Genomic DNA, 13,764 nt, shown 5'->3' with positions numbered 1-13,764 from the left:
GAGTGTGTGATGCGATGAACGCAGCTGATTCAGAGAATAATGTTGCCAATAATAAATTGGTGGATGATAAAGACTTACCATTGCGCGAAGATATTCGTTTTCTAGGACGGATGTTAGGTGATACGTTACGTGAGCAGGATGGAGATGGCGCTTTCGAATTGGTCGAGAATATACGCCAGACTGCGATTCGTTTTCATCGGGACCAAGATCTGAAGGCGAGGGATGAGCTCGATGCGTTACTTAATCGGTTGAGTGACAAAGATTCTCTGCCTGTTGTTCGTGCATTCAGTTATTTTTCACTACTTTCCAATATTGCTGAGGACGTTCATCACAACCGGCGCCGGCGCGCACATCTTCGCGCCGGATCCCCGCCGCAGGCTGGAAGTGTTACATTGGCACTGGAACGCGTATTGGAAAGCAGGAAGGACATTACAGTCCTAGCCGAGTTTTTTAACAAGGCGATGATATCACCGGTTCTGACAGCCCATCCAACAGAAGTCCAACGAAGAAGTATCCTGGATTGTCAGCTAACCATTGAGCGTTTGCTGAAAGAGCGTGCGCGTACTGAACTCACGCCAAATGAATTGCGCCATAATGAAGAAGGCTTGCGCGCTACCATTCAGATATTGTGGCAGACTCGCATGTTACGTCCCACCCGCTTGTCTGTGTATGATGAAATTGAAAATGGCTTGGCATATTACAGCTACACTTTTTTGACAGAGATCCCCTACATCTATGCCAAAATTGAAGACCTGCTCGAACGCCGATTGGTTAAAGATGTTCCCTACGTTACATCTTTCTTACGCATCGGTAGTTGGATTGGCGGCGACCGTGACGGCAATCCTTTTGTCACACATGATGTCATGTTAAGGGCGGTAGAACGTCAGTCGTCGGTGGCATTGGATTTTTATATTGATGCCGTGCAAAAAATCGGCCGCTCTATGAGTCTGACCGAGCAATTGGTACAAGTCAGCGATGAAGTCAAACAACTGGCCGCTACCGCGCCGGATATTCCTAACCGGTCTGACGAACCGTACCGGCGGATTTTTCTCAGTATAGCCGCACGTTTGGTTGCGACCGCGCATCAACTAGGTCATCAGGTTACGCAATACACGCCGGGAGAGGCTAGAGCACCTTATGCGAGTAGTACTGAATTTTTGCACGACCTTAATGCCATCATCCATTCGCTCAAACAACACAAATCATCTTGGATAGCACGTGGCTCATTACGTAATCTCTGCCGTGCCGTGGATGTATTTGGTTTCCATTTAGCACCGCTGGATATGCGCCAGCATAGCAAGATCCATGAGCAGGTCGTCGGTGAATTATTCGAGCACAGCACAGGGCGGAAAGGATATGCGCAGCTGAGTGAAAAAGATCGCATTGAATGGCTACTTAAAGAAATTAGTCTACCACGTTCGATACTGGCCTCGTACGCTGATTTTTCCGAGCTGGCGCAATCCGAACTGCGCATTTTGCAATGCGCCGCCGAAATTCATCGCCGCTTTGGACGTGTAGCGATGTCGAATTACATCATTTCAATGACCACCGATATCATTAATGTGCTGGAAGTGGCATTCTTGTTACAGCAAGTCGGTTTGTTGCAAGCCGGAGAAAATCCGCAGCTTTTCCTCAATATTATCCCGCTATTTGAAACGATCTCTGATTTGCGCAGTTGTAGCAATATTATGGATCAGTTATTTTCACTGCCCTATTATCGCAAACTGCTTAGTTCACGTGGCAACGTACAGGAAGTTATGCTGGGTTACTCAGACAGCAACAAGGATGGCGGCTTTATCACGTCGAATTGGGAGATTTATAAAGCCGAAATTGAGCTCACCAAAGTTTTTGCCAAACACCAAGTTGAGTTACGCTTATTTCACGGCCGCGGCGGTACAGTAGGCCGAGGGGGCGGACCCAGTTATCAAAGTATCCTGGCACAGCCGCCAGGCAGTGTTAACGGGCAAATACGCGTAACCGAACAAGGCGAGGTTATCAGCAGCAAATATGCTGAACCTGAAATAGGGCGGCGGAATCTTGAAACACTGGTGGCAGCAACCTTGGAAGCTACACTATTGAGCCATGATTCACTGGGTGCAAATGCAGATCGCTATTATCCGGCTATGGAGATGCTGGCATCCGCTTCTTTTGCGGCTTACCGTGACTTGGTGTATGAAACACCCGGGTTTAAGCAATTCTTCCTGGAATCAACGCCTATCCGGGAAATGGCGGGGCTGCACATCGGCAGCCGGCCCCCATCGCGGAAAAATTCGGATGCCATTGAAGATCTGCGCGCTATTCCTTGGGTATTCAGCTGGAGTCTAAGCCGTATGATGCTGCCGGGCTGGTATGGCTTTGGTCATGCAGTGGAAGCTTTTGTAAATCGTGAAGATCAACCTGGGCAAGGATTGCAATTATTACAGGAAATGTATCAAAATTGGCCCTTCATGCAAACATTACTGTCAAATATGGACATGGTGCTGACTAAAACTGATATGGGTATTGCATCCCGCTATGCAGAATTAGTCGAAGATGTTGCATTGCGCGAGCAGATTTTTGGGCGTATCAAAGATGAATGGGCAAGAAGTCAAAAATGGCTGTTTGCCGTGACCGGCCATACCGAGTTATTGCAAGACAATCCAACGCTAGCACGGAGCATTCGCAACAGAACCCCTTATATTGATCCGCTCAACCATTTGCAGGTGGAATTGCTGCGCCGTTACCGGTCGGGGGAAGATAGTGAAGAAGTTAAGCGTTCCATCCACCTTACAATTAATGGTGTAACAGCCGGGTTACGCAATAGTGGTTAATCAGCGTCTTATTACTGAAATGCTTGAGCTGTAGGAGGCTTTAGTGCACATAAAGCGATTCATTTGTATCGTGTTGTTCAGTTTTTATTCCCAATGGGTATTGGCTTCACTGCCGATCCAGCACTGGCAGACATCCTCCGGCGCACGGGTTTATTTTGTCGAAAATCACGATTTACCCATGCTGGATATCAATGTAGAGTTTGCTGCGGGCAGTGCCATGGATACAGCCAGTAAATCAGGCTGTGCCAATCTGGTACAGCATTTACTCAGTCTCGGCGCGAATGGCTTGTCTGAAGACCAAATTGCTACAGCATTGGCTGATGTCGGCGCGCAACTTAAAAATAATTTTGACCGCGATCGTGCTGGATTAGCTTTGCGTACTTTGAGCAGTGAGCGGGAACGCAAGCAGGCCCTTGATGTATTTGCACGCGTTATTCAGTCCCCGGAATTCCCGCAGGAAATATTGTTGCGTGAAAAGGCAAGAATAATTTCGAGCATTAAAGAATCAAGCACCAAACCAGATTACATTGGCGAACGCGAGTTGATGAAAATGCTGTATAGGAGCCATCCTTACGGATTCAATGAGATGGGAGAAATTGAAACACTGAATAAGTTACAGCGGGAAGACTTGCTTACTTTTTATCGCTCCTATTATGTTGCCGGGAACGCAGTGATAGCGATCATTGGGGATGTTACGCGGCTTGAAGCCGCAGCAATTGCGGAACGATTAACTGAAAATTTATCTTCCGGCGGACTGAAAGCCGAAGTTCCTGCAGTACCAATACCCGTCGCAGAAACGAAAAGAATTCCTCACCCGGCAACGCAAAGTCACATTCAATCGGCCTACCCTGGACTGCGCCGCAGTGATCCAGATTATTTTCCCCTTCTAGTCGGAAATCATATACTGGGGGGCGGGGGATTTGTTTCACGTTTAATGGAAGAAGTTCGTCAAAAACGCGGTTTGGCTTATAGTGTTTACAGCTTCTTTGCTCCCTATAAAGAACAAGGGCCTTTTCAGATAGGCTTGCAAACAAAAAAAGAGCAGTCAGAAGAAGCGCTGGCATTAACCCAGAAAGTACTTAAAGAATTTGTTGCAAGTGGTCCAACAGAGGAAGAGTTACTGGCTGCTAAACAAAATATTATTGGCGGTTTCCCGCTTCGAATAGATAGTAATAGCAAAATATTGAGTTTTCTTTCCATGATTGGCTTTTATAATTTGCCACTAACTTATTTAACGGATTATCTGGTAGCAGTTGAAGCAGTAACAACCGAGCAAATCTGGCAAGCATTCCAGAGACGAATTCAGCCTGACGGAATGGTCACTGTTGTCGTGGGAGCAATAGAGTAAAAGCTTGATCCATGGCTTTAGTTAGAGGAAAAGTCCGTATCATTGGCGGTCAGTGGCGCAGCCGCTTGCTGACTTTTCCGGCGAATCCTGATTTAAGACCCACCCCCGATAGAATACGTGAAACAGTGTTTAATTGGCTGGGACAGGATTTAACAGGTCTGAGTTGTCTTGATTTGTTTGCTGGAAGTGGCGCGTTGGGATTTGAAGCTGCGTCTCGTGGCGCATCACAAGTGGTTATGGTCGACGCAGATTCTAGAATTTTTAATGCACTCCGCGAAAATAAGGAAAAATTGCAAGCCACGCAGGTTGAACTGAAAATGATGAATGCGTTGAATTTTATGAATTTTGATGTACGGAGATTTGATGTTATTTTTCTTGACCCGCCTTATCGTCTTGAGCTGTTACCCGAATTGTTGCCGTTACTGCCATCACATCTGGGAAAAGGCGGGCTAGTGTACATGGAGACTAAAGGCGCCTGGATTCCGGATAAACAGTGGGATGTAAAACGTAGCGCAAAGGCTGGCGCTGTATACTATCAGCTACTGGAGTTAGCACTGCATGAATAAAGTAATTTATCCCGGTACGTTTGATCCAATAACCCGTGGGCACGAAGATCTTGTCCGGCGCGCTTCGCGATTGTTTGATCAAGTCATCGTAGCGATAGCCGTAAGCAGCAGTAAAAAGCCATTCTTTACTTTAGAAGAAAGAGTGGAAATGGCTCACGAAGTATTGTCAGACTGCCCGAATGTCAAAATTATGGCATTTTCTGGCTTATTGATGAATTTCTTGCAGCAACAAAACGCGCGAATAATTTTGCGCGGTTTGCGCGCCGCCTCAGATTTTGAATATGAGTTCCAGATGGCGGGGATGAATCGAAGTATGTATCCCGATGTAGAAACTTTATTCATGACGCCATCAGAACAATATATGTTTATTTCAGCAACCATTGTGCGTGAGATTGCATCATTGGGCGGTAATGCGGATGCATTTGTACACCCGCTGGTGGCAAAAAAACTACGCGAAAAAATAACAAAATAGTTTAGAGAATTAAATGGCATTGATCATTACTGACGAATGTATTAACTGTGATGTTTGTGAACCCGAATGCCCTAATGGTGCTATTTCTCAGGGTGAAGAAATTTACAAGATAGATGCCAGCTTATGCACGGAATGTGTTGGGCACTACAATGAGCCGCAATGTATCGAAGTATGTCCCGTTGATTGTATTGTTACCAATCCTGACAGGATTGAAAGCAAGGAACAACTACTAGCTAAATATCAGTCACTTATCTCTGGAAAATAGCCTGCCCGGCGGAATCATCCGCAACCGCACCACTCTTTTTCACGAAATCAGACAGTTTTCTCCGCTTAATCGTCAACGCATCACTGCGCATATTGGTTTAATCTTCGCATGGAGCATTTTGGTTTTGCTTACGAAGCGTTCCGATGGAATCCAGATGGGCAAGAAAACAGCTATTCCATCGTTACAACTAAATGTTTAATCCTTACTATCCAATTAAATTAAGACCAGCGCTAATTGACATTTTCTTAACTGAGACTCAAATGGATCCTCGCACGATAGCCACGAATGTTCGATCAATTTTTTCCTTACCGGATGTTGTGATTCGCATAAACGATTTAATTGATTCAGGGGACGCATCCAATTATGAATTGGATCAGGTGATTTCAAGTGATCCGGCATTAACAGCAAAATTATTGAAGTTTGCGAACAGCACGTATTTTGGTTTTTCCGGCAAAGTGGAAACAGTTCTAAAGGCAATTTCCATAATTGGACATAAGGAACTGCGTAATCTGGTCTTAGCAACATCAGTAACGTCTACATTTAAAGGGATCTCATCCGATCTGGTCGACATGGATACATTTTGGAATCACAGCATCACGTGTGGTGTAACTGCGCGTTTACTCGCATCGAGTGTTGACAGTAGGGAACGTTTCTTTATCGCTGGATTGTTGCATGGTGTTGGGAGATTAATCCTCTTCAGTCAGTATCCGGAAGAATCTGCAAAAGTCTTGGGGTGCATGAATCAAGGTGAGGACGCTGCAATGCTTGCAGAACGCAAGATTTTTGGCTTTACTCACGCACAATTAGGTGCGGAGCTTCTGAAGCAATGGAAATTACCCCCTAATATTTGGAAAATGGTTGAGCACCAATTCGATCCCATGAAGGATGCGGAATATGAGTATGATGCCAACACGCTTTGCGCAGCAATCAATATTGCTAACTATATTCAGCCCTGTACTAATCAGAAAATAAATCACGAAGAGACAATACCTGAACGTGCACTCAAAACATGGAGTTACCTTGGTTTGTCGGTTGAAATTATCGAGTCGGTGATGACTGTGGCTAAATTGCAAGTAGTAGAAGTCTTCAATGCCATACGGTAGGCATCAAGAAATCACAAGAGCATATTATTGATGAATGTCGTTATCTTTGTGAATTGATCAAACCGGCAGCTCATCCTTGTAATAGGATGATTCCAGAAGAATTTCCCTCTTAAGAATCACCAAAAAGTATCTCAATTATTACAGTATCTTTTGATGCGCATGCTAAAACTCAAGTTGGTTTAATTCAAGACGATAAACAAAAGCGTGCAAGATAGATTGAGGATACAGGAGAATATATGAAGGAGGTTTATCTTGGCAGGTTACCGATTCTTGACAGCAAGCAAAATTTAGTCGCTTATGAACTTTTATTCCGTTCCGACCAGCATAACACTGTTACTGTCACAGATAATTCTTCCGCTTCGGCAAATGTCATCATTGATACCTACGGACAAATAGGCATTGAAAATGTAATAGGAAAACGGCGCGGTTTTATTAAAGTCGACACTGAGTTATTAATGCATGATGCCATTTGCATGCTTCCCAAAAAACATGTGGTTCTTGAAATTCTAAGAAGCGTTGAAATTAACGATGAAATCATTCATCGCTGTACGTTTCTGAAACAAAAAGGCTATCAACTAGCGCTTTCCAATGTTGTTCAATTGGATAATCGATATGATCGCATCATGCCTTTAATTAATGTAGTCAAAATCAATATCACTGCATTGAATCAAAACGACCTGATTAATCTTATAAAGAAACTAAAGCGCTGGCCGGTGTTGTTTTTAGCAGAGAAAGTTGAAAGCCAGGAAATGGCCAGGAACTGTATCACCTTGAATTTTCAAATGTTGCAAGGCTTTTATTTCGCGAAGCCGGAAATTATTTCAGGCAAACGGATTGATCCATCCAAGCTAGCCTTACTAAAGCTTTTATTGCTCGTTGTTAAAGACAGTGACGTAAGTGAAATTGAGAACGAACTCAAGTATCAACCCGGTTTAAGCTATAACCTGCTGCGCATGGTCAATTCTGCCGCAAGTGGCTTGCCAAGCACGATTAACTCGATAAAACGAGCCATCATGATACTCGGCCGGAAGCAACTCCAACGCTGGGTGCAAATATTACTCTATGCCGCCAAACAGAAAGACGGCAGTGCATCGGATGCATTAATGCAAACCGCCACGTTACGCGGCAAACTGCTTGAGTTCATTGCCATAGCGGATCGCCCGCATGACAAGAATCACCAAGATCGTGCTTTTATGGTGGGTACTCTATCATTGCTGGATACTTTACTTGGGATAGAAATGTCCGAACTGGTGAGTTCACTCAGCATACAGAAAGATATGAGCGAAGCTTTGCTAAACCGGCGTGGATATTTGGGTCGTCAACTGGAATTGATTGAAGCCCATGAAAAAGGTGAGTTCGAGAAGGTTTCAGCGATGCTGGCAGAATTGGGTTTTCTGAGCATCAGTGAATTCACCAAAATGGAACTGGAAGCAGCAGCCTGGGCCAACCGTATCAGTGACGCAATCAATCAGCCTGCATAAAACTAAGCAATTGGTAAGTATAAAAAATTTCACCTGATAAGTGTACCGTGCAAATCCCGTAAGTTGGCCGGAATCCATTTTCTATGCATTCTCTGACCAGAATTACTCAATTTTCATTTTCTCCTTCCGTTGACTAACGAGCTGGCTCAGGTACTGCTTACCTGAGACTCATGAATTCTTATTCGAATATTTCACCTGACGTTACCTATTGTCACAAGAGGACATCGCAATGAATATAGTTGAGCTGCTTACATTCGTGGTAAAGAACAGCGCTTCAGATTTACATTTATCTGCAGGTATGCCACCGATGATCCGGGTACATGGGGAGATCCGCCGCATCAATTTGCCAGAAATGGGTCATAAAGAAGTACACGCTATGGTGTACGACATTATGAATGATAGTCAGCGCAAATTTTATGAAGAACACCTGGAGTGTGATTTTTCCTTTGCAATTCCCAATCTTGCACGTTTCCGCGTCAATGCATTTAATACGCAGCGTGGTGCCGCAGCAGTTATGCGCACGATTCCATCAAAAGTTTTGAGTCTGGAAGATATCAAAGCGCCCAAAATATTTGCCGAAATTGCTAAGCAACCGCGCGGTGTTGTTTTGGTAACAGGCCCTACCGGCTCAGGAAAATCCACCACATTAGCGGCAATGATCAATGATATTAACGAGAATGAGTACGGTCACATTCTGACTCTTGAAGATCCCATCGAATTTGTGCACGAAAGTAAGAAATGCCTGATTAATCAGCGTGAAGTAGGGCGGGATACCTTAAGCTTTTCCAATGCACTGCGTTCGGCGTTGCGTGAAGACCCTGACATCATTCTGGTAGGCGAACTGCGTGATCTGGAAACCATACGCTTGGCAATGACGGCGGCTGAAACAGGTCATTTAGTATTTGGCACATTGCATACGAGCTCCGCCGCAAAAACCGTGGATCGTATTATTGATGTTTTTCCTGCAGAAGAAAAAGAAATGATGCGCGCAATGCTATCCGAATCATTACGCGCTGTTATTTCTCAAGCGCTGTTAAGAACCAAGGATGGCAAGGGACGCGTTGCAGCACATGAAATAATGATCGGCACACCAGCGATACGTAATTTGATCCGCGAAGCCAAAATCGCGCAGATGTATTCGGCAATTCAAACGGGGCAGAACGTTGGCATGCAAACATTGGATCAGAATTTAACTGATCTGGTGAAACGCAATGTCATTTCCGTGGCAGAAGCGCGCGGCAAGGCCATGAATAAGGATAATTTCAGGATTTGATTGATCAGTGGATTGAAAACGTCAGGAGTAGCTATGGATAGGGAACAAGCAACAAAATTTATGTCTGATTTGCTGCGCTTAATGCTCAGCAAAACGGCATCCGACTTATTTATTACAGCCGGGTTTCCGCCCGCATTCAAAATTGATGGAAAAATGACACCGGTTTCTCAGCAATCATTGTCTGCACAGCATACCGAAGTGTTAGCCAGAGCGATTATGAACGACAAGCAAGCGGCTGAGTTTGAAGCTGCCAAAGAATGTAATTTCGCGATTAGTCCCGCCGGAATCGGGCGTTTCCGGGTTAACACCTTTGTCCAGCAGCAGCGGGTCGGCATGGTGTTGCGTACGATTACAACCAAGATCCCTGAATTTGATGATTTGGGTTTACCGCAGATACTCAAGGAAGTTGTGATGAGCAAGCGGGGTCTGGTGATTTTTGTCGGCGGCACCGGTTCGGGAAAATCCACATCGATGGCCGCTTTAATCGGGCACCGCAATAAAAATAGCTTCGGCCATATTATTACCATTGAAGATCCGGTGGAATATGTGCACGAACACATCCATTGTGTCATTACGCAACGTGAAGTCGGAGTTGATACCGAATCGTGGGAAGCGGCTTTAAAAAATACACTGCGGCAAGCACCCGATGTCATTTTAATCGGCGAGATACGTGATCGTGAAACCATGGAGCATGCCATTGCATTTGCCGAAACCGGCCATCTTTGTTTGGGCACGTTACATGCAAACAGCGCCAATCAGGCACTTGACCGCATTATCAATTTTTTTCCGGAAGAGCGCAGGGCTCAGTTACTCATGGATTTGTCGTTGAATATGAAATCACTGATAGCACAGCGATTGATACCGTCGAAAGATGGAAAAGGACGCGTAGCAGCCATCGAAGTGTTGCTGAACTCACCACTTATCGCGGATCTGATTTTTAAGGGACATGTCCACGAAATTAAGGAGATTATGAAAAAATCCGGTGAAATGGGCATGCAGACCTTTGATGCTGCATTATTTGAGCTTTATGAAGCGGGGAAAATAAGCTATGAAGACGCACTGCGGAACGCTGATTCCGTGAATGAGCTACGCTTGCAAATCAAACTCGAAGGCGCAGAAGCCAAGACGCGGGATTTAAGTTCTGGCATAGAGCACCTGACAATAACATAAGGGCACCATAATAAACTTCAAGCGGCCCACTTCCTGCCATGGCTGGCATATTCCAGTACCAGATAAAACACATTGTCGCATTTCTCGCGGAATAGCACACGATCATAGCTTTCCGGCAAATTGTTATCCAAAACTTGCTCGACCGCAGACCGCACCATTTTCTGGGTTTGCGTATCCTTATACCAATCCTGCACCAATACTTTGGGGTGTTCTTGCAGAAGGCGATGCAGCAGTGACTTTGCGGCAAGCCGGACTTTCTGTGTTTCCTCTTGCGTCATCTTGTCTTTTTTCAGCAAATCGAACAGTTCCAGTTCATCCTCGTTCAAGCCTTCGCGGATGTGGCGCTCATCTTCTTCCCGCAAATCCTCGGTAAACTTCATCAGATCTTCATAGTAGTTTTCGGTTGATGAGCCGCCAGCGTTGTAGGTGTCAATAATCTGCTGCAAGCGCTGAGCAAAATCAGTACGGGTTGCATTCTGTTGCAGCATCAATTCCAATTTATGCTGCAAAAAGGCGCGCAGATCGGCGATCTCGATATGCTTGTAAGCCGCTTGTTTGAATTCCTCGCGCAATTTGTCGAAATTGATTTTGCTCAAATCCCAGGTTTTTCCCTTTTGAATAATCTGATATTCCGCATCGTTTTGTTGTGCTTTAAGCACTTCCGCGCCATCCACCACCACACTCTCATCCAGCAGCTCGGCAATCTTCAAGCTGATCGCGTCGATGTCTTTTTGCTCGATATGCGCTTCGATCACACCGCGCAGATACTGAAACACCGCCACCTCGCGCCCCTTGCCGCGTCCCAAAACCTCCGGCTTGCACGCCTCATACAGCGACGTGATGGTGTTTTCATACACGTTGAAACTCCTGCGCCACTCGTCGTTTGCCAGCAAGGTGTTGGCAAACGACTCAAATCGCCCGACCTGCTTGAATACATTGTCGCTGCCCAGCACCTCGCGCAACGCAACCGCCTTCTCGTGGCAAAACGCAAAGCCTTGTTCAATTGCATCGTCCAGCAAACGGAACAGTTCCGCTTTTTCCTTGACCGGCGATTCGGTCTCGTCGCCGCCTTGCGCGTAGTCTCTCAGCGCCAGCTTCATGTTGCGGAACACATTGTAGTAATCCACGATTTCGCCATTACGCTTCTCCACCGCGTTGATCTTCCACGACGTCACGCGATTGGCGCGGGCGATGGTTTGCATCAGCGTATGGCCTTGCATCGGTTTGTCGAGATATAACGTGGAAAGTGTCGGAGCATCAAAGCCGGTCAGCCACATGGCGCAGACAAACACCAATTGCAGCGGATGCTCCGGGTCTTTGTAGTTGTATTCAATATCGTGCCCGTGTTCATCCAGCTTATCCATGCGTTCGCGATGCGGTTTGATGATCAAGCCCTGCGCGGCAAATTTTTCTTCCTCGCCCGCGTCTCCGCTAATCACCACGGCCATTTCAACAGCACGCATGAATTCAATGCGCTGCTCCAGACGCCGCTTCTCAATTTCGCTGGCGGTTTTGCTGATAATCCCTTTCAAGGCTCTTATCTCTTCCTTCCACAGCCGCTGCACCTTGTCGTACATCTTCACGGCGGTGAATTTATCCACCGATACCACCAATCCTTTACCGAGATAGCCGCGTCGGGGGAAGTGATAAACGATGTCCCTTGCGATTTTTTCCAGCCGGTCGTCGCGTTTGATGACTTCTATTTCCGTGGAGAAACGCTGCTCCAGCTTGGCCTGCTGCGCTTCATCCAGATTCTCATCTTCCAGAATCTGGTAAAACTCCTCGCTCAATCCCTCGTTCTGGATCAATACTTCCGGCACGCGTTTCTGGTAAAACAGCGGCACTGTCGCACCATCGTCCATCGATTGCTGAAAGTTGTATTCCGACACATAACCGCCAAACCACGCATTGGTCTTACGTTCGCGCCCGAGCAGCGGCGTGCCGGTGAATGCCAGATAGTTCGCCCTGGGCAGCCCTTTGCGCATGTTCTCCGCCAGCGACTTGTATTGCGTGCGGTGCGCCTCGTCGACGATCACGATGATGTCGTTGCGATTTGACAGCTCGGGATATTCGCGGCCTTTGTCCCAGCGGAATTTCTGGATCAGCGTGAAAACGATGCGTTTGTTCTGCCCGAGGAATTTGCGCATTTCCTCGCTGTTCTTCGGTTGTGCCGCCTCAGCCTCACTCACCGTGCGGGTATGCAAGAAATTGCGATAAATCTGCCCATCCAGATCATCGCGGTCGGTCACCACGACGAAAGTGAAATTGCCGGTCTGTTTGCGGAAAATTTTGCGCGCATAAAAAATCATCGAAAAACTCTTGCCCGATCCCTGCGTATGCCAGAACACCCCGAGCTTGCCTGCCAATTCCGCACGTTGGAGGAAGACGTCATAAGCGCGATTCACGCCAATAAACTGATGGTTCTGCGCGATGATTTTCTGCGTGTCTTTGTAATAGAGAACGAAATTCTCCACGTAATCCAGTAACTTTTGCTGCGGCAGCAAACCCTCGATGACTCCTTCCAGGCTGGTGCCTTGCGCGCGGATTGCCGCACGGTCAATTTTCTGTTTCTCGTCATCGGCGCGCAGCCAGTTGAAATAATGCTCCCACTGCGCCGTGATGCTGCCGACTCTGGTTTCGACGGCGTTCGACAGCACGCAAAACGCATTGGTCAGGAAAAGCTGCGGAATCTCCGCCTTGTAATTCGTCAGATTGTCGTCGTAAGCGTTGCGCAGCTTCACATTAGAATTTTTCAGCTCGATGAACACCAGCGGAATACCGTTCACATACAGCAACACATCCGGGCGGCGGAAACCGCGCTCGCCCTTAATCCACAACTGCGTCACGGCCAGATAGCGGTTATTTCCCGGCACGTTAAAATCCAGCAAGCGCACGCGTTCCTGCTGAGACTGTCCCTGTGCATTGTCGAACGTCACCGGAATACCGTCGCGCAACAGGCCGTAGATTTCCTGGTTTGCCGCAATCAGTGTCATCGCCTGCCGCCGTTCACACAGTTTTTCCAAAGCACTCTCGATGGCTTCTCGCGGAATATCCGGGTTCAGGCGAAGCGCGGCTTCACGCAGCCGGTCCACCAAGATCACATCGCGTTTGCTGGCGCGGTTTGAACCGTCGTTCAAGTCCTCCGCATTGTCCGTATGGCAATCGAGCACGTCGAAGCCGTGCAGATGCTGGAGTTTCTGCACCAACGCTTGCTCGATCTGATCTTCGGAAATGAAATTAGGCATTCAGTTTTCTATTCGGATTTATTATTTTCCC

The 13,764-nt window shown here is 46.7% G+C and carries 10 protein-coding genes; 9 read left to right on the top strand and 1 reads right to left on the bottom strand.

Annotated elements, in window-relative coordinates:
* Positions 1 to 14: 14 nt before the first annotated feature.
* The 9 genes from ppc to NIT79A3_RS00585 all read left to right on the top strand — a co-directional run bounded on the left by ppc (position 15) and on the right by NIT79A3_RS00585 (position 10,488).
* The gene (ppc, locus tag NIT79A3_RS00625; protein ID WP_013964336.1) at positions 15 to 2,810 is read left to right on the top strand and encodes a phosphoenolpyruvate carboxylase; all 2,796 of its coding nucleotides are present in this window, start codon (positions 15 to 17) and stop codon (positions 2,808 to 2,810) included.
* A gap of 49 nt (positions 2,811 to 2,859) precedes the next feature.
* Positions 2,860 to 4,158 (top strand): pitrilysin family protein, encoded by a 1,299-nt coding sequence (locus NIT79A3_RS00620; protein WP_156797134.1) that lies wholly within the window; start codon positions 2,860 to 2,862, stop codon positions 4,156 to 4,158.
* Between the two features lie 11 nt (positions 4,159 to 4,169).
* Positions 4,170 to 4,724, top strand: a complete 555-nt coding sequence (gene rsmD, locus NIT79A3_RS00615) for a 16S rRNA (guanine(966)-N(2))-methyltransferase RsmD (RefSeq protein ID WP_013964334.1) — start codon at positions 4,170 to 4,172, stop codon at positions 4,722 to 4,724.
* A complete protein-coding gene (gene coaD / locus NIT79A3_RS00610; protein WP_013964333.1) occupies positions 4,717 to 5,196 on the top strand; it encodes a pantetheine-phosphate adenylyltransferase in 480 nt (159 codons plus the stop codon). The genes rsmD and coaD overlap by 8 nt, the downstream gene beginning before the upstream one ends.
* Before the next feature lie 13 nt (positions 5,197 to 5,209).
* The gene (locus tag NIT79A3_RS00605) at positions 5,210 to 5,461 is read left to right on the top strand and encodes a YfhL family 4Fe-4S dicluster ferredoxin (protein WP_013964332.1); all 252 of its coding nucleotides are present in this window, start codon (positions 5,210 to 5,212) and stop codon (positions 5,459 to 5,461) included.
* A 260-nt stretch (positions 5,462 to 5,721) separates the two neighbouring features.
* Positions 5,722 to 6,564 carry an HDOD domain-containing protein gene (locus tag NIT79A3_RS00600; protein WP_041360017.1) on the top strand — a complete coding sequence of 281 codons (843 nt, stop codon included), beginning with the start codon at positions 5,722 to 5,724 and terminating at the stop codon, positions 6,562 to 6,564.
* Positions 6,565 to 6,800: 236 nt separating this feature from the next.
* Complete coding sequence (locus tag NIT79A3_RS00595; RefSeq protein ID WP_013964330.1) at positions 6,801 to 8,045, top strand: HDOD domain-containing protein; 1,245 nt, start codon at positions 6,801 to 6,803, stop codon at positions 8,043 to 8,045.
* 229 nt (positions 8,046 to 8,274) lie between these two features.
* Positions 8,275 to 9,318, top strand: a complete 1,044-nt coding sequence (locus NIT79A3_RS00590) for a type IV pilus twitching motility protein PilT (RefSeq protein ID WP_013964329.1) — start codon at positions 8,275 to 8,277, stop codon at positions 9,316 to 9,318.
* 33 nt (positions 9,319 to 9,351) lie between these two features.
* Entirely contained in the window at positions 9,352 to 10,488 is a 1,137-nt protein-coding gene (locus tag NIT79A3_RS00585; protein WP_013964328.1) for a PilT/PilU family type 4a pilus ATPase, read from the top strand.
* A 17-nt stretch (positions 10,489 to 10,505) separates the two neighbouring features.
* On the opposite strand, the gene NIT79A3_RS00580 is transcribed toward NIT79A3_RS00585, so the two are convergent.
* Positions 10,506 to 13,733: a type I restriction endonuclease subunit R gene (locus NIT79A3_RS00580; protein ID WP_013964327.1), complete on the bottom strand. Its 3,228-nt coding sequence runs from the start codon at positions 13,731 to 13,733 to the stop codon at positions 10,506 to 10,508.
* Positions 13,734 to 13,764: the final 31 nt, after the last annotated feature.

Origin of the sequence: Nitrosomonas sp. Is79A3, assembly GCF_000219585.1 — a bacterium.
Taxonomy (GTDB): Bacteria; Pseudomonadota; Gammaproteobacteria; order Burkholderiales; family Nitrosomonadaceae; genus Nitrosomonas.
The sequence above is the reverse complement of the archived record's forward strand: the minus strand, read 5'-3'. Positions and strand labels throughout refer to the sequence as shown.